The sequence below is a fragment of the Novosphingobium sp. FW305-C-30-35 genome (genome assembly GCF_058783135.1).
Window position 1 is genome coordinate 348494 of the sequence record NZ_JBYSYJ010000002.1, and the last position, 16609, is coordinate 365102.

At 63.3% G+C, this 16609-nt stretch carries 12 protein-coding genes; 2 read left to right on the forward strand and 10 right to left on the reverse strand.

All coding sequences use genetic code 11. The features are described from left to right. Window positions 1-58 precede the first annotated feature (58 nt). Complete coding sequence (locus tag AC3WLM_RS18320) at window positions 59-1801, reverse strand: D-aminoacylase (protein WP_062344507.1); 1743 nt, start codon at window positions 1799-1801, stop codon at window positions 59-61. Between the two features lie 148 nt (window positions 1802-1949). Here AC3WLM_RS18320 and AC3WLM_RS18325 point away from each other — a divergent pair, with 148 nt between their 5' ends. Continuing rightward, window positions 1950-2747 (forward strand): helix-turn-helix domain-containing protein, encoded by a 798-nt coding sequence (locus AC3WLM_RS18325; RefSeq protein ID WP_197423706.1) that lies wholly within the window; start codon window positions 1950-1952, stop codon window positions 2745-2747. 290 nt (window positions 2748-3037) lie between these two features. Here AC3WLM_RS18325 and AC3WLM_RS18330 read toward each other — a convergent pair whose 3' ends face one another. From AC3WLM_RS18330 to AC3WLM_RS18345, 4 genes are all read right to left on the reverse strand, one after another. Next, the gene (locus AC3WLM_RS18330; RefSeq protein WP_492478351.1) at window positions 3038-4366 is read right to left on the reverse strand and encodes an aspartate aminotransferase family protein; all 1329 of its coding nucleotides are present in this window, start codon (window positions 4364-4366) and stop codon (window positions 3038-3040) included. A 56-nt stretch (window positions 4367-4422) separates the two neighbouring features. After that, window positions 4423-5562: a phosphotransferase enzyme family protein gene (locus AC3WLM_RS18335; protein ID WP_492478352.1), complete on the reverse strand. Its 1140-nt coding sequence runs from the start codon at window positions 5560-5562 to the stop codon at window positions 4423-4425. Then, a complete protein-coding gene (locus AC3WLM_RS18340) occupies window positions 5480-6148 on the reverse strand; it encodes a haloacid dehalogenase type II (RefSeq protein WP_492478353.1) in 669 nt (222 codons plus the stop codon). The genes AC3WLM_RS18335 and AC3WLM_RS18340 overlap by 83 nt, the downstream gene beginning before the upstream one ends. Before the next feature lie 357 nt (window positions 6149-6505). Then, window positions 6506-7681, reverse strand: coding sequence for an aminotransferase (locus AC3WLM_RS18345; protein ID WP_492478513.1), 1176 nt, complete (start codon window positions 7679-7681; stop codon window positions 6506-6508). Window positions 7682-7828: 147 nt separating this feature from the next. Between AC3WLM_RS18345 and AC3WLM_RS18350 the strand changes: the two genes are divergently transcribed. After that, on the forward strand, window positions 7829-9013 hold the full coding sequence (locus tag AC3WLM_RS18350; RefSeq protein ID WP_492478354.1) for an acyl-CoA dehydrogenase: 1185 nt from the start codon (window positions 7829-7831) through the stop codon (window positions 9011-9013). Here the strand turns inward: AC3WLM_RS18350 and cobA are convergent, their stop codons facing one another. The 5 genes from cobA to AC3WLM_RS18375 form a co-directional block, all read right to left on the reverse strand. Beyond that, complete coding sequence (gene cobA, locus AC3WLM_RS18355; RefSeq protein WP_492478355.1) at window positions 9014-9790, reverse strand: uroporphyrinogen-III C-methyltransferase; 777 nt, start codon at window positions 9788-9790, stop codon at window positions 9014-9016. After that, complete coding sequence (locus AC3WLM_RS18360) at window positions 9787-12297, reverse strand: nitrate reductase (RefSeq protein WP_492478356.1); 2511 nt, start codon at window positions 12295-12297, stop codon at window positions 9787-9789. The genes cobA and AC3WLM_RS18360 overlap by 4 nt, the downstream gene beginning before the upstream one ends. Further along, entirely contained in the window at window positions 12294-12635 is a 342-nt protein-coding gene (gene nirD, locus AC3WLM_RS18365; protein ID WP_039338533.1) for a nitrite reductase small subunit NirD, read from the reverse strand. The genes AC3WLM_RS18360 and nirD overlap by 4 nt, the downstream gene beginning before the upstream one ends. Further along, entirely contained in the window at window positions 12635-15109 is a 2475-nt protein-coding gene (gene nirB / locus AC3WLM_RS18370) for a nitrite reductase large subunit NirB (protein WP_492478514.1), read from the reverse strand. Before nirB ends, nirD begins: the two co-directional genes overlap by 1 nt. A 235-nt stretch (window positions 15110-15344) precedes the next feature. Further along, window positions 15345-16604: an alginate export family protein gene (locus AC3WLM_RS18375; protein WP_492478358.1), complete on the reverse strand. Its 1260-nt coding sequence runs from the start codon at window positions 16602-16604 to the stop codon at window positions 15345-15347. Window positions 16605-16609 lie beyond the last annotated feature (5 nt).

Here is a 16609-nt window from a genome sequence, read left to right on the forward strand (position 1 = left end):
GGAGTGGACGCCCCCAGTGCGAGGGTTCATCTTGGGGATTTGGCCCTCGCTAAGACGGTCATTCCGCAGCCTCTGCCAGCGCAGCATCGTCGTTGGCGGGGGACAGGAACTCACCCGGCATCGCGCCGGTGAATGCGCCGTTCTCGAAAGTCGGAACGCCGTTCACAAGGGTGAGGCGGGTGGGCATCGCGGCGCGGGTGAAACGCCAGGTGGTGCCGCCCTTGCCGTCGGGCACGTCGTGCGCCTTGACCATTTCGCGGCGCTGGATCTCGTCCATGTTGAACACGGCAATGTCGGCGCGCTTGCCTACCGCGATCACCCCACGATCGTGCAGGTTGAAGTGGCCGGCGAGCTTGCCGGTCATGATGTGGATGGCCTGCTCCAGCGTCAGCTTCTTCTGTTCGCGGACATACTGGGTGAGCAGGAGCGCGTTCTCGCCCCCACCGCACAGCATCTGCAGGTGGGCGCCAGCGTCGGAGATGTTGCCGACGGTCTTGGGGTCCTTCATCAGCTCCAGCGTCAGGTCCTCGTCCTTGGGGAAGGGGGCCATGTGGACGGTGGAGCGGGTGCCGTTCTTGAGGATCCAGTCGGCCATAGCGTCGGAGCGGTGCAGGCCCAGGCTGTCGGCGTATTCCTTCAGCGTGATGTTCAAGGGCCCGGTACCGTTCTCGCTGTCGAGCAGGAACAGTTCCTGAGGGTTCTTGAGCGGCGAATGATCCCAGGCCTGCGTGTCCCAGCTTTCACGGGCACGGGCACGCCAAGCCGGATCGGCGAGAAGCTGCGCCTTCTTGTGGTGGTCGTCCTCAAGCACGACTTCATGCCAGACATAATCGTTCGACTGCGCGAAGATCAGCGACTTCACCAGGCTGAGGGTCGAGGTGGGCGAGACGTGGGCATAGCCCGGCCACACGTCGACACCGGCTTCGCGCATCTTGCGCACCGATTCCTGCATGGCGGGCAGGATGCCCTTCTGGAATTCGAGCGTCGGGATGGCCCCTGCAATCTGGCACTTGATGTTGCGGCCGCCGAGAAGCTTCGCGAGACGCTCCAGATTGGCCGGGCCGGTCATGCGCATGAAGGTGTCGACAATGACCTGGTAGCAGCAGCCGGGATAGCGCTCCATCACGTCGAACAGGGCTTCGAACTCGGCGTCGTTCGCCATCAGTGTCGGGACGGGGCGGTTCTGACCGTCATGGTCGTGCATGTTGTCTGACATGCCGAGCGCACCCGCGGCGAGCGCGTCGTCGAGGAGTTCGGCCATCTTCGCGATTTCTTCAGGGGTTGCCTCACGCTCCCAGGCCTCGACGCCCATTGCTGCCAGGCGGATGGCGATGTGGCCGACATAGGCGGCGTAGTTCAGCGGTGCCTTGACGTTGCGTTCGACCGATGCGCGGTACTCGCTCCACTTGTTCCAGTCCCACGGCAGGTTCTGCATGAACGGGCCTTCGGGAATGTCCTCGAAGAACGAGAAGATGCCGATCATCTCGCGCTGGGCGGGCATGTATTTATGCAGCGGTGCTGCGGAAAAGCCGCAGTTGCCAAGGATCATCGTCGTTGCGCCATAGCCCGGCAGGGGATCGAGATCGGGCTGCCACCACATCGTCCCGTCGTAGTGGGTATGGCTCTCGATGAAGCCGGGGGTGACGTGGCAACCGCTGGCGTCAAACACGCGTTCTCCAGCCGGTGCGAGGCCTTCACCGACCTCGGCAATCACGCCGTTCTTCACGCGCACGTCAGCCTTGAAGGCGGGTGCACCGGTGCCGTCCACGACGGTGCCGTTCTTGATGAGGATATCGGTCATTTCATTCTCCCGTTGGGTTCGCGAGATCGCTGCATGTTGCGCAGCATCGTCCGCAGAATCTTGTTCGTTGGGTGCAGCATATGCATGGGTGCGGTTGTGCGAAGACGGGCTCTTGCCAAACGGATCATCCTGTTATCTAATTCGGATCATGACGCGATACGAACCTACGGCATCAGCGATGATTTCTGCTCTGCGCCGTCATTTGCGCAAAGATGGATGGACAGTTCTACGACTTTCGCGGGAGCTGGGCGTCGGTGAGGCCACCGTGAAGCGGTGGCTGGCGGGCAAGGGACTTACGATCGACCGGCTTGAGCGCATGGCGCAGTTGTGCGGGCTGGTGCTGGGTGACCTGGCGAGGGAAGCAGAAGAGTGCCCGGGCGATCTCGCGCATGAGCTGACGCTGGCGCAGGAGAAAGCCCTGTCGACCAACATCTTCCTCTCGTTCCTGTTCATGGCCCTGCTGGGCGGAGTGCCGGCAGAGGAAGTGGCGGCTGACTTCAATGTGCCCGCTGCGGCAATGGACGCTGCGCTCGAACGGCTTGAACGTCTGGCGCTGATTGACCGGTTGCGCAGCGGGCGCGTGCGGCCGCTGGTAGACCGCGCTTTGGTCTTTCGGAAGCAACCCTTGCGCGCCCTGTTCGAGGTTCACATGAAGCGCACGTTCTTCGAACTTGATTATTCTCAGCCTGAGACCGTCTACAGTGCAGAGACCGTCAAGCTCTCACCTGCCGGTGCTGCGCAATTGGCCGAACTCATCGAGCGCCATCACGTGGAAGTGCAGGTGCTTGCCGAACGTGACCGCGAGTCTCATGCGGGTGTGGCAGGTAGCGGTTGGTACGGCATGCTGAGCGTGATGCGCCCCCTCGACATGGAACCAATGCGTGTGGACGGGATCACGGCATGGACGGATGCACTAGGTGCGGGTGGTGCAAAGGGGCCGGTGTGAACGTCTTTGCGCAACCAGCACCTGCTCTTGGCATCAGGCAGAAACCTGAAAAATGTAACGCTAGCGTCCAGACTTGCTCAGGGTCATAAGGCTATGGCTGCTTCGAGGCGAGCGGCTGGCAGGCGGTTTACGACTTGGCGGACGGGCGATGAGCCTCGACATCACTGACTTCGCATGGGGCTGCCGCGACTTCATCAGTCAGGAAGTGGTTGCAGGTGCCTTTACGCAGACACCGTGCGATCTTCCGCAGATCTCGCGGCCCCCTGCACGGCACGAAGAGAATGCGGCCGCTAGCTCGAGGCCTCCACCAGGACCTTCCGAAGGGATCGCAGAAAGAGATCCACATGCTCCTCTTGGCAAACCAGAGGCGGCCTGATTTTCAGGGTATCCTCGTTTGCGGAGGTCGTGCTGATCAGAACGCCGTCATCCCGCATGAGATTGACCACCTCCAGCGCCCGACCACGCCGCTGGTGGGTCGAGTCCGAATCCAGACCGATATCGACGCCGAAGAAGAGCCCCGCATTGCGGATGGCACGGATTCCGGGGGTTTCGCTCGCAATCTGTTCGAGCCCGGCATGCAGTCGTGCGGAAGCGGCCAGTACGCTTTCCATTATGCAGTCCCGCTGCAAAATGGTTAGCACTGCATCGGCAGCAGCGATGCCGACCGTATTGCCGGCAAAGGTGTTCGAATAGCGTGCTGTGTTGCCAAACTTCTCCATCGGAGACCGTCGACCGACCACGCCGCCGATCGGAAAGCCGTTACCCATCGGCTTGCCCAAGGTGACCAGATCAGGAACGATGCCGTGGCGTTCGAAGCCCCACATATGGGCGCCGGTTCGGCCAAAGCCGGGTTGCACTTCGTCCGATATGACCAACCCGCCAACCTCGCGCACTGCCTCGACCGCGCCCGCAATGAAGCCCGGGGGATCGATCCAGACGCCGTCGCTGGAAAAAATGCTGTCGAACAGCAGCGCGGCGACGCCGATGCCACGACGCTGCAAGTCGGCGATCGCCGCACGAACTTCAGCTTCGAAGAAGCCGGAGGCGTCTGCATCGGACACACCCGCAGGGCCGGGAAGGCGCGCGATTCTTGCGTAGGGACTCAGGTTCACAGCAGCGCCCAGGTTCGGAGAGACCGCGGCTACAGCAGCACTGGTGCCGTGATAGGCGTAAGACGTAACGATGACCCCTTCGCCACCGCTCGCGAGACGCGCGATGCGCAGGGCAAGGTCGTTGGATTCGCTGCCGGTGCAGGTGAAGACCACGCGGTCCAGCTCGGGCGGAAATGTTGATGTGAGCCGCTCGGCATATTCCACCAGCCTCGGCTCGAGATATCGCGTGTTGGCATTGAGCCGCGCGGCCTGCTCGGCCATCGCCGCATTTACTTCCGGGTGGCAGTGGCCGAGCGAAGGCACATTGTTGTAGAAATCAAGGTAGGGCCGATCGTCCGGATCGTAGAGCCACATGCCTTCGCCCCGGACAAAGTGTACAGGCTTGCGGTATTGTAGCCGATAGGATGCGCCGAGCACAGCATCCCGCCGTGCGATCAACTCGGCCTCGCGCTCCGACAGTTCCGCATCGCCGGGGCGGTAACGATTGGGCATGAGATCTACAGACATCAATTCTCGCCTCATGTTCGGGTATCAGGTGTCGTCAGGAACGTGACTTTTGCGCCTCAGGCTGCTGCAGTTTCGCTTCGGCTCAGGAGCGCCAACCCTCTCTCGGCCCTGTGGACGTTCTTCATGATGTAGCCAGCTGCATCGGGGAAAAGATGCGCTCGCCAATGATTGATAAGGATGAGCGCACCTTGGCGCGCACGCATCAGGCCAGGCAGCAACTCGAGCTCGAGCGCCGAGAGGGGCAGGATGGAGGCATAGCCTGCGATCAGATGCTCGGCTCCCCCCAATGGCAATGCAGGATCGCTAACGAAGTGTCCCGCAGCAATGGCGAGGTCCTGCAAGCGCGGGTTCCAGCCGCCGTCGCCGAAGTCGATGAAGGCCACGCCTTGCGGCGTTGCGATCATGTTGAAAGGGCTCGGATCGTTGTGAGTGGCCTGCCAGTCCAGTTCGCCAAGTCGGGGCGCGATGGCTTCGGAATAGTCCGCCATGGCCTGCCGCACATGGCAGGCGGTGGGTCCTTCGGGGACGTAACGCTGCAGGCGGGCCAAGCCATTCCAGCATTGGAGGTTCCACAGGACCGGCCGCCGGGCGCCGGGCAGTTCAAGGGTGGCCATGGCACGGTTTAGCCGCGCCAACCCCGCGCCTACATCGTGCAGCAAGGCGGGTGAATGCACGAGCGTGTGCAGGGCTGGCCCATCGACACACGTCTGGAGGTATCCGCCCGTATCCTCATGCTCGAATAGCAAGCCGCCTTGATCTGTGCGGATCACACGCGGGACAATGACGTCGGCGGCATTCTCGAGTTCGGCGAGAACGGCGCTTTGGAAGCGAAAGCTATCACACGCGGACAGCCTGTTTGAGGTCTTTAGGATCAGGCGCTGGCCATCGGCAAGCGTCGCCACACAAGTGCGCTCGACCTCGGACGACAGCGTTGTGAGGGCAGCCTTGATCCCGTAGTATGCATGCAGCAGGAACTCGCCGGTTTCTGGCTCGGCTGTGTCCGGAAGCTGCGCGAGGCTTTCGGCGGCAGCGCGCAGGAATGCGGGGCCATCACCAAAATGTGCTGCAATGGGTGCAGTGGGCGCCATGGCATTCACCCCGGCGAACCGAGACTCACAGCCCGAATACTGCGGGCAGGCGTGTAATGTCTGGAATTTCGCTATATTCGTAGAATGGATTGGCTGGCTCGTGGCCACGGTTGACCCAGACCTTGCTTTTGATGCCGATGTCATAGGCCGACATCAGATCATGTCGGAACGAGGAGGAGACGTGAGTAATGTCCTCCGGTCCGCATCCAAGTGTGTCGAACATGTACTCGAACGCCTGCAGATGCGGTTTGTAGGCTCCGGCATCCTCAGCGGTCAGAACGGCGTGGAAGGGTGCGCCCAGCTTCGCCACATTCTTCGGTATCTGTGCGTTCATCGAATTGGTCAGGATTACCAGGGGGATATGCCGTGCCAGTTTTGCGAGACCCTTTGGTACATCTGCATGGGGCCCCCAAGTGGGCACCCGGTTGTAGATTTCCTCGGCCTGTTCCGGCCTGAACGAGACGTTGTTGCGCTTGCAGGTGCGTTCCAGGGCCTTGTACACCACTTCGCTATACGGCTTCCAATCGCGCAGCACTTCATCGAGACGATATGCCTGGAAGTTGCGGATGAACTCGACCATGCGCGGCTCGTCTAGCAAATGACCAAAATGATCGCGTGCGGCATCTGCCATCTGGAAATTGATCAGCGTACCGTGACAATCGAAAGTCACATACTTGGGGCGAAAGTGGCTCATGGCGGCTTCCTCATACTTGCGGTGCCGCCGTTAGTAATCGCCGCGATGAAATGGGTTTTGCCGAATGTGTGAGGCTTTCGGCAGAATTTGCCGAGATTTCGGTTCCCGGCCGCTCAAGACCAACGATTGCGCGCGTATATGAGTATTTCCTCAAATAAGCTTGTAGATTTACATAATGTAAATTATCAGTTTTGCGTATAAGGAGTTGCGCAAGTTATGATATGCTTCTTCTGCCATGCAGAAGCGCTGGCAATGGGGCCTTGCTTCGGTTGCCTTCCTAAGCGAGGGGCGACGTCGCGCTCGTGGCGCCAGAGTCTGGACATTGCTGCACTATCGGCCCTGACCGAGCAAATCGAATTAGCTCGATTTCAATTCCGTCCGCCACCGGCCGAGCCGGTCCACCGCTTCGTCGAGCATCGCGGCGTTCTTGGAATGGCACAGCCTGACGATGTGATCGGGACGTCCTTCCCCTTCCCACAGCGCCGAGATGGGGATCGAGGCAACGCCCGCTTCGCGCACGGCCCTCTCGCTGAACGTCCGGTCGTCCAGCGCAATGCCGGAAGCAGGCAGGTCGATGCAGGTGAACCACGTCGCCACGTTGTTCAACACGCAAAAGCCCTGCTGCTTCAGCCCGGCAATCAGCCGCTCGCGCGTGACAGACCATTGCGCATGGCAGCCTGGTGCAATCGCCGGATCGTCAAGCGCTTCGGCCACGGCCCATTGTAGCATCGGCGGGGTGGTGAAGGTGAGGAACTGATGCGCTCGGCCAACCACCGCGGCCACTTCTGGGGCGCCTACGATCCAGCCAACCTTCCACCCGGTTGCGCCAAAGATCTTGCCCGCAGAGCCGATCTTGACCGCCCGCTGCGCCATCCCCGGCTGCGCCAGCAGCGATGCATGCGCCCGGCCGTCGAAGCGCACGTTTTCCCAAACTTCATCACAGATCGCGAAAAGATCATGCGCAACGCACAGTCCCGCCAGCATGGCGAGGTCGGCTGGCGACGCTACCGTCCCTGTGGGATTGAGCGGATCGTTGAGGACAAGTGCCCGCGTCCGGGGCGTGATCGCCCCGGCGATGGTGGCGGCGTCGAACGCCCACACTGGCGGCTTGAGCGCGACGAACACCGGCTTGCCGCCTGCACGGCGGACCAGCGGCGCATAGGCATCATAGGCAGGCGCGAACAGCAGGACTTCGTCACCCGGCGCAACCACCGCCAGGATGGCCGAAGCCACCGCCTCGGTCGCGCCCGATGTCACCACGACGCTTTCCGGCGCAAGATCGAGACCTTGGATGCGAGCGTAGAAGCCTGCGACAGCCCTTCGCAGTTCGGGCAATCCGGCCATCGGCGGATACTGGTGCGATTGCTCCATCGCGGCGCGGGTCAATGCGCGCAGCAATTCGGCAGGAGGAGGACCATCTGGGAACCCCTGTCCCAGATTGATCGCGCCCAGATCGCGGGCAAGGCCGGACATGTGCTCGAAGATTGTCACCGGCATTTCGGCATAGATCGGGTGCAGGTGCGAGTGCGGCATGGTCATCACTGGCCAACCTAGCCAGCAGCGGGGCCTGCTTGCAATGTTTCCCCACAATCAGATGCGCGTGGCCATTTGGGTGGTTGAAGTGAACTGATTTCAGGTGCAATCACCCGCCGCACAGGGAGCGCATTCGGAGAGCACGCAATGGCAGGCATGGTACCGTTCGATTGGGAAGACGCACTGGGGCTGGACGGCCTGCTTACCGATGATGAACGGATGATCCGCGATGCCGCACGCAGCTTCGCGCAGGATCGCCTTGCCCCCCGCGTGATCGATGCTTTCGCCAACGAGCATACCGACCCTGAAATCTTCCGCGAGATGGGCAGCCAAGGCCTGCTTGGCGTGACGTTGCCCGAGGACTACGGCTGCGCCAACGCCGGTTACGTATCCTACGGCCTTGTCGCACGCGAGGTGGAGCGGATCGATTCCGGTTACCGCTCGATGATGAGCGTGCAGTCCAGCCTCGTGATGTTCCCGATCTTCGAGTACGGATCGGAAGAGCAGCGGCGCAAGTATCTGCCCAGGCTGGCCACCGGCGAATGGATCGGCTGCTTCGGCCTGACCGAGCCTGACGCGGGGTCGGACCCGGGCGGGATGCGCACGGTGGCCCGGAAGGTCGATAGCGGTTATGTGCTCAACGGCGCCAAGACCTGGATTTCCAACGCACCGATTGCCGATGTCTTCGTCGTCTGGGCCAAGAGCGAGGCGCATGGCGGCGGCATTCGCGGCTTCGTGCTGGAAAAGGGCATGAAAGGCCTGTCCGCGCCCAAGATCGAGAACAAGGTCAGCCTGCGCGCCTCGATCACGGGCATGATCGTGATGGACGATGTCTTCGTTCCGGACGATGCGTTGCTGCCGAACGTGCAGGGCCTGAAAGGTCCGTTCGGCTGCCTCAACCGCGCGCGCTACGGCATCTCATGGGGCGCACTGGGAGCGGCGGAGTTCTGCTACCACGCGGCGCGGCAATATGGTCTGGATCGTCATCAGTTCGGCCGCCCGCTGGCGGGCACGCAGCTTTACCAGAAGAAGCTCGCCGACATGCTGACCGAAATCACGCTGGGCCTGCACGCCTCACTGCAAGTCGGCCGCCTGATGGACGCCGGCAGGTTCGCGCCCGAAATGATCTCCATCGTCAAGCGCAACAACGTCGGCAAGGCGCTCGACATTGCTCGCATGGCGCGTGACATGCACGGCGGCAACGGCATCTCCGGCGAATATCAGGTGATCCGCCACATGGTGAACCTCGAGACGGTCAACACCTACGAAGGCACGCACGATGTCCACGCGCTGATCCTCGGCCGCGCCATTACCGGGATCGCCGCGTTCTGATCAGGAGTTGACCGTGAACACGGCGCTGCTTGTCGCGGTCACGCCATCGCGCCGCGCCATGGCCTGACCGATCAGCAACAGCGCCGGGCCATCGCCCAGCGCCGTGCGCGCGACAAGCGGCAGCAGATCGAGGCGCGTATGGAACTGGCGCTCTTCCGGAAGGCTCGCCGCCTCGACCAGGGCAACCGGCGTGTCGGCGGGCAGCCCGGCCTCGATCAGCCCGCGTGACACTGCGCCCGCCGACGACTTGCCCATGTAGACGGCCAGCGTCGCATCGGGATCGGCCAGCGATGCCCAATCGAGCGAGAGCGTTTCGCCCGCACGGACATGCGCCGTCACGAAGGTCAGCTTGCGAGCGAGGCCGCGCAGGGTGAGCGAGGCGCCGAGGCTGGCTGCGGCGCCGCTGGCGGCTGTCACGCCGGGACAGATCCGCACCGCCACGCCTGCCGCGCGGCAGGCGTCCAGCTCTTCGGTGGCGCGGCCGAAGATCGCAGGGTCTCCACCCTTTAGACGCACCACGCGATGCCCCGCCAGCGCAGCTTCAACAATCAGGCTGTCGATCGTCTCCTGCACCTTGGAATGCCGCCCGGAACGCTTGCCAACATGGACCAGCCTTGCACTCGGCGCGGCCAGCGCCAGAACGCCGGGGGCAACCAGCGCATCGTGGAAGATCACACTGGCCGATGTAATCAGCCGCTCCGCCTTGCGGGTCAGCAATTCCGGATCGCCCGGACCTGCCCCGACCAGCCAGACCATGCCCTGCGGAAAGTCGTTCATTGCGCAGCCTCTTCGCATGTCTCGTTCCATTCGCGCAGCAGCCGGGCAATCGCCGGGCGGCACGAACCGCAATTGGTCCCCGCGCCACACGCCCTGCCCACTTCCGCCACGGTCCCCGCGCCCTGCTCGGCATGGGCAAGAATCTGGTTGGTGCCGATGCCGTGGCAGACGCAGACCACCGGCCCGCGATGCGGCGCAGGAGCGCTGGGCCGCGCGGCCAGCAGTTCGGGAAGGTGCGCGCCACTCGCCCCCAGTTGCGCCGCGATCCACTCACGCGGTGGCAATTGCCCGATGCGGGTGATGAATAGCGCTCCGGCCATCGCGCCGCTGCCATCGACCACGGCGAGACGGCGCATGCCACGCGCCAGATCGACCGCCTCGCTGCGATTGCCTGCGGGCAGCAAGGCATCGGCATCGACAGCGCCGTTGCCAGCGAGCTCATAAAGCCAACCGCCAGCTATCGCGGACCGGCTCCACCAGACAAGGCCCAGCGGGCGGACCGGTTCACGGCGGACAAGGAAGCCGCGCCATTCGCTGCCGACCGGCTCGATCCGGCAGGCGTTGTTCTTGAAACCAGGCTGGCCGGACAACGGATCGACCGACTGATCGGGCAGAAGGTTGCCGCGCCCGCCACTTGCCATGGCATCAGTCCAGTGCATCGGCACGAAGACCTGGCCGCGGCCTTGCGCATCGGTCACGCTCGCGCGGAACACCGAACTGCCCGCTGCCGAGACGACGCGGGCAAGCGCGCCATCGGCAATGCCTGCCCCAGCGGCATCGGCAGGATGCACCTCGAGCAGCGGTTCGCGCCGGTGCTGGGCAAGCGTGGGCGAAAGGCCGGTGCGGGTCATCGTGTGCCATTGATCGCGGTAACGGCCGGTGTTGAGGCGCAAGGGAAAATCCGGGTCGACCGGGCGGGTGCGGGGCTCGACGGGCACGATCTTCATCTCGCGGCCCTGCAGCGGATGGCGTCCTCCCCAAACGAACGGGTCAAGCGCTTCGTAATCCGCGTCGGAAATCCCGGCATGGGCGGTCAGGTCAAGAACCTTGCCGTGCTTTACCGAAAGCGCGGTCATTGCCGCATATTCGCGGAACACGGCGGCGGCGTTGGTCCAATCGAACCCTGCAAAGCCCATCGTCTTTGCAACGTCGGCGATGATTGCCCAATCCGCCCTTGCCTCTCCCGGCGCAGCAAACAGAGCGCGCTGGCGGCTCACGCGGCGTTCGGAGTTGGTGACGGTGCCCTCCTTCTCTCCCCAGGCCAGCGCGGGCAGGCGGATGTGGGCGTGCCGTGCGGTGTCTGTATCGGCGATCACGTCCGATACGACCAGCGTTTCGCACTTGGCCAGGGCCTCGCGCACGAAACCGGCATCGGGCATCGAAACGGCGGGGTTGGTAGCCATCACCCACAGGAATTTGACGCGGCCATCGTGCACGGCGCGGAACAGGTCCACCGCCTTGAGGCCGGGGGCGCTGCACATGCGCGGGGCCTGCCAGAACGCGGCGACATCGGACAGTTCGCTTTCGGAAAAGCCGAGATGGCAGGCCAGCATATTGGCAAGCCCGCCGACTTCGCGCCCGCCCATGGCGTTGGGCTGTCCGGTCATCGAAAACGGCCCCATGCCCGGCGCGTTGATGCGGCCCATGGCAAGGTGCAGGTTGATGATCGCGTTGCCCTTGTCCGTTCCCGCAATCGACTGGTTCGCGCCCATCGAGAACACGGTGACCATGCGCGGGTGCGTGGCGACGAGATCGGCCAGCGCGGCAAAGGTATCGGGCGAAAGGCCGTGTTCGCCCATCGCCGGGACCGTATCGGCAAGCCCCCGCCGGACCATCTCTGCCAGCAGCGTATTGAACAGCGCCACATCTCCATCTGGCTGGACGGGCACGTGAAGGTCAGCCTGTTCCGCCGTTTCGGTGCGGCGCGGATCGATCACCACGATCTTCGTACCCCGCGCCTCGCGCGCCGCCTCGATCCGCTGCCAGATCACCGGGTGGCACCAAGCCGTGTTCGAGCCCACAAACAGGATCAGGTCCGCCTCGTCGAGATCATCGTAGGTGACCGGCACTACGTCCTCGCCGAACGCCCGATTGTGCGCGGCGACGGCGCTGGCCATGCACAGGCGCGAATTGGTGTCGATGTTGGCGCTGCCGACAAAGCCCTTCATCAGCTTGTTGGCGGCATAGTAGTCCTCGGACAGAAGCTGGCCCGAGACATAGAGCGCAACACTGTCCGGACCGTGCCGTTCAACGCAGTCGCGCATCTTGCCAGCAACGAGGTGGAGCGCCTCGTCCCACCCGGCGCGGGCGTTGCCGATCATGGGGTGGAGCAGGCGGCCTTCCAGCCCCACCGTTTCGCCCAGATGCGTGCCCTTCGAGCACAGCTTGCCCAGGTTCGCCGGGTGCTGCGCATCGCCCCGGATGACGACCGCACGCTCTCCCGTCACCTCGGCGCGAATGCCGCAACCGACGCCGCAATAGGCGCACGTGGTGCGAACCGCCCTCAAGCAGCACGCCTCCCGACAACGGCCGAGCGCAAAAGGTACATGCGGCCTGCGTCAACCTTCATCGGGACGGTAGGGACGCACCCATTGTCCTCCCCAAGCGCCTCGCCCGTCTTGAGCGAGATGTTCCAGTTGTGCAGCGGGCATGTGACGACATTGCCGTGAACGATGCCCTGCGAAAGCGGCCCCTGCTTGTGCGGGCACTTGTTCACAAGCGCATAGAACTCGTTCTTGAGCGTGCGGAACACCGCAATCTCGTCCGATCCCACGACCGGGAGCGTACGCGCAGTGCCGGGGGTGATCTGGTCTACGTGACCGATGTCGAGCCAGTCTCCGATCATTACAGGGCCTCCAGCTGAAGGGGACGCACCTCGGCAAGGTGCTGGTGCAGGTCCGCGTTCTTGCCGGCCACGCGCTCGGCCCAGGGATCGTCCTGACAGAAGGTCTGGGAATAGCGGAACCGCGCGGCGAGGCGGCGCACGCTGTCGGGATCGTCGAACAGGCCTGCCTTCACGTGATCGAGACCCACCCGTTCGATCCACGGCGCGGTGCGTTCGAGGTAGTGCGCCTGTTCGCGATAAAGCTGGATGAAGGCCGCGCAGACGTCCATCGCCTCTGCCTCGGTCGCAACCTTGCACAAGAGGTCAGTGGCGCGGACCTTGATCCCGCCATTGCCGCCGACGTGGAGTTCGTACCCGCTATCGACGCAGACCACGCCGAAGTCCTTGATCGTCGCCTCGGCACAGTTTCTCGGGCAGCCCGACACCGCGATCTTGAACTTGTGGGGCATCCACGAACCCCAGGTCATCCGCTCCAGCTTCACGCCGAGGCCGGTCGAATCCTGCGTGCCAAACCGACACCATTCACTGCCGACGCAGGTCTTTACCGTGCGCAGGCTCTTGCCATAGGCATGGCCCGAAACCATCCCTGCGGCATTGAGGTCGGCCCAGACAGCAGGCAGGTCCTCCTTCCTGATCCCGAAGATGTCGAGCCGCTGGCCGCCGGTCACTTTGACCATCGGCGCGTTGTACTTCTCCACCACGTCTGCAATCGCGCGCAACTCGCGCGGGTTGGTAAGCCCGCCCCACATGCGCGGCACCACCGAATAGGTGCCGTCCTTCTGGATATTGGCGTGAAGGCGTTCGTTGACGAAGCGGCTCTTCTGATCGTCCTCATACTCGCCCGGCCAAGCGCAGAGCAGATAGTAGTTCAGCGCCGGGCGGCATGAGGAGCAGCCATCAGGGGTGGTCCAGTGCAGCTCCTGCATCACCTGCGGGATGGCCTTGAGGCTCTTGTCGACAATCAGGCGGCGAACATCATCGTGGCTGAAGCTGGTGCACTTGCACAACGTCTTCGGACCCGACTGCACCTCGCCGCCCAATGTGAGCGCCAGCAGGCTTTCGACCAGACCGGTGCACGATCCGCAGGAGGCCGAAGCCTTGCAGGTGCTGCGCACCGCATCGAGGCTGCAGGCACCCGCGTTGATCGTCTCGATCACCTTGCCCTTGGAAACGCCGTTGCAGCCGCAGATTTCTGCGTCGTCCGAAAGAGCTGCAACGGCGGCATTAGGGTCCAGCAGGGCGCCTCCGCTGGCGAAGGCCTGGCCGAAAATCAGCGCCTCCCGGATGTCGGAGATATCCTCGCCCTTCTTCAGCAGGTCGAAGTACCAGTTGCCATCGGCGGTATCGCCATAGAGCACCGCGCCGACGAGCTTGTTGTCCCTTACGACAACGCGCTTGTAGAGCCCGCGCGCGGCGTCTCGCATGACGATGTCCTCCGCGCCATCGCCGCCCGAAAAATCACCGGCAGAGAACAGGTCGATGCCCGAGACCTTGAGCTTGGTCGAGGTGACCGAACCTTCATAACCAGATGGGTCCGAGCAAGCCGCATCGGCCAGCGCGCGGCACATGTCCCACAAGGGGGCAACCAGACCGTAGCAGGCACCGCGGTGTTGCACGCATTCACCCACCGCCATGATCGCCGGGTCGCTGGTGACCATGTGGTCGTCAACGACAACACCGCGCTCGACTGCGAGGCCTGCCGCCTTGGCAAGGCCGGTGGCTGGGCGGATGCCGACGGCCATGACCACGATGTCGGCAGCAAATTCGCGCCCGTCCTTGAGCCTTACACCGGCCACGTGGCCATCCCGACCGATGATTTCGGCGGTGTCGGCACCGGTCACGATGGTCTGGCCGCGCCGTTCAAGCTCGGTCTTGAGCAGGTATCCCGCCGCTTCATCGAGCTGACGCTCCATCAGCGTCGGCATGAGATGAACGACGGTGACCTTCATGCCGCGAAGCGAAAGGCCATGCGCTGCCTCCAGCCCGAGCAGGCCACCGCCGATCACCACGGCGCAGCCGCCCTTTTCGGCGGCGCCCAGCATCTTGTCGACGTCATCCAGATCGCGGAAGGTGACGACGCCCGCCAGGTCCTTGCCCGGGACCGGGATGATGAACGGATCGGAGCCGGTGGCGATCAGCAGCCTGTCATAAGGTTCGACCCGGCCCGACTTTGCCACCACCGTCTGCGTTTCTCGGTCGATCGAGACGACCGGATCGCCCGAGACCAGCGTGATGCCGTTGTCGGCGTACCAGTCCTCGCCATTGATGATGATGTCCTCGAACGCCTTTTCGCCCGCGAGCACTGGCGAAAGCATGATGCGGTTGTAATTCACCCGCGGTTCCGCGCCGAAGATCGTCACGTCGAAACGCGCAGGATCGCGGGCAAGGATTTCCTCGACGGCGCGGCACCCGGCCATGCCGTTGCCGATCACCACCAACCGCTCCTTCACGGGCGCGGTCTGGTCCTTTTCCATCAGGGTAGCAGGGGCGTTCACGCAAACGTTCCTTCGCAGACGCGTGAACACAAAAAAGCCGCCCGAACGCATCCCGATTGGGAAGGTCTGGGCGGCGACGTTGCCACGCGATGTTGATCTTTCAGGCCTTGCGATTGATCCACCCGACTTTGGGCGGCGCTTGGCCTTCGTTCACTTGGCTAACCGATTCGGGGGCTGCACTGCAAGGGTTATTTTGCAGTGCAGCACGTCACTATCAGAACGCCACCTCGGCCTGCAACCACAGGATCTGGCGATCGACGCCGAACTTGTCGGCGTTGTAGTTGGCGTACTTGACCAGCCAGCCCACCTTCTTCGTCTTGAACCCGAGGCTGGCATCCCATTCCGTGCCGAATTTCACGTTGCCCACATCGCTGCGGAATTCGTGATAGGTGACGTTCGCGTTGAGGCCCTGCACCGCCTTCACCTTCGGGAAGACCTTGGCCAGCGTGACGTAATAGTCCTCCAGCCCATTGCCGGGCGTGGTGAGGAACAGGTCAGCCCAGCCGTTGAACTTGTGCAGCGTTGCCAGCGGCGTCTGGAACGACTTGCCAGCGGCCTTGTCCGCGCCCAGCTTTTCATAGCCGCCGGTCAGGGTGAAGCCCTGGTACGCCAAGCCAAGCTCGCCCACCACGAAATCGGCTTCGTAATTCACCGGGTTGCGGCCGATGTCCATCTGCCGCGCATAGCTGGCCAGCACATTGAGCTTCACCGCCTTTGACAGCGGGATGCTGCCCGACACGCGCCCGCCATACGTCTGCGAGGAATTGGCGAAAGCGAAGGCCTCGTCATAGTCGATGATGTAGGAAAAGCCCTTCACCTGCAGGGGACCAGCCTTTACCACAGCCTGTGCGAACACGAAGTCCCCGTCCATCGCGCGGCGCGGCCCTGCCTCGGACCCGAAGATCGAATCCTGCTGGATCGCATAAGTGGCATCAATGCTGACAGGCCCGACCGTCGCTTCGGCGCGCACTGCATCGAAGGTCTGCTCGTTCTGACGCCAGCCGACCGAGCCAACGAAGCGCTGATCGTCAAGGTTGATCCGCTGCCGCCCGACGGTCAGGGCGAAGTCCTTCACCTTGTACATGATCTGCGCGCGGTTGAGGTCGATGCTCTCGCCATCGGCGACCACTGCGTACTGTGGGCGGCGCTGCGAGCTGCCGGGCAGCGCGAAGGGAAAGGCGTTGTAGTCGTTGACTAGGCCCAATGTGCCTTCGGCCTCGACCAGCACCGAGAGGTGCGACAGCGCGTGCTTCAGTTCAACGCCTGTGCGCAGCCGCACGGTCAGCGCATCGGCATCGACCGTTGGCTGGTCCACGCCTTCATAGCGAATGCGCGCATCGATGATCGGATCGAGCGTCAGCCCCTCCCCAGCCGGTATGGGATCGCCAAACGCCGGCTTGCCAGCGGCAAACGCCGGATGTGCGAAGGCGATCGACGACGCGAGCAGCGTCGCCGTGATTGCAGTCTTTTTCATGTTTC

Coding starts and splice junctions, on each gene's coding strand:
- AC3WLM_RS18340 (WP_492478353.1), bottom strand. CDS start 6,148: ATGAGCCACTTTCGCCCCAAGTATGTGACTTTCGATTGTCACGGTACG.
- AC3WLM_RS18330 (WP_492478351.1), bottom strand. CDS start 4,366: ATGTCTGTAGATCTCATGCCCAATCGTTACCGCCCCGGCGATGCGGAA.
- AC3WLM_RS18345 (WP_492478513.1), bottom strand. CDS start 7,681: ATGCCGCACTCGCACCTGCACCCGATCTATGCCGAAATGCCGGTGACA.
- cobA (WP_492478355.1), bottom strand. CDS start 9,790: ATGAACGACTTTCCGCAGGGCATGGTCTGGCTGGTCGGGGCAGGTCCG.
- AC3WLM_RS18350 (WP_492478354.1), top strand. CDS start 7,829: ATGGCAGGCATGGTACCGTTCGATTGGGAAGACGCACTGGGGCTGGAC.
- AC3WLM_RS18325 (WP_197423706.1), top strand. CDS start 1,950: ATGACGCGATACGAACCTACGGCATCAGCGATGATTTCTGCTCTGCGC.
- AC3WLM_RS18375 (WP_492478358.1), bottom strand. CDS start 16,604: ATGAAAAAGACTGCAATCACGGCGACGCTGCTCGCGTCGTCGATCGCC.
- AC3WLM_RS18320 (WP_062344507.1), bottom strand. CDS start 1,801: ATGACCGATATCCTCATCAAGAACGGCACCGTCGTGGACGGCACCGGT.
- nirB (WP_492478514.1), bottom strand. CDS start 15,109: ATGGAAAAGGACCAGACCGCGCCCGTGAAGGAGCGGTTGGTGGTGATC.
- nirD (WP_039338533.1), bottom strand. CDS start 12,635: ATGATCGGAGACTGGCTCGACATCGGTCACGTAGACCAGATCACCCCC.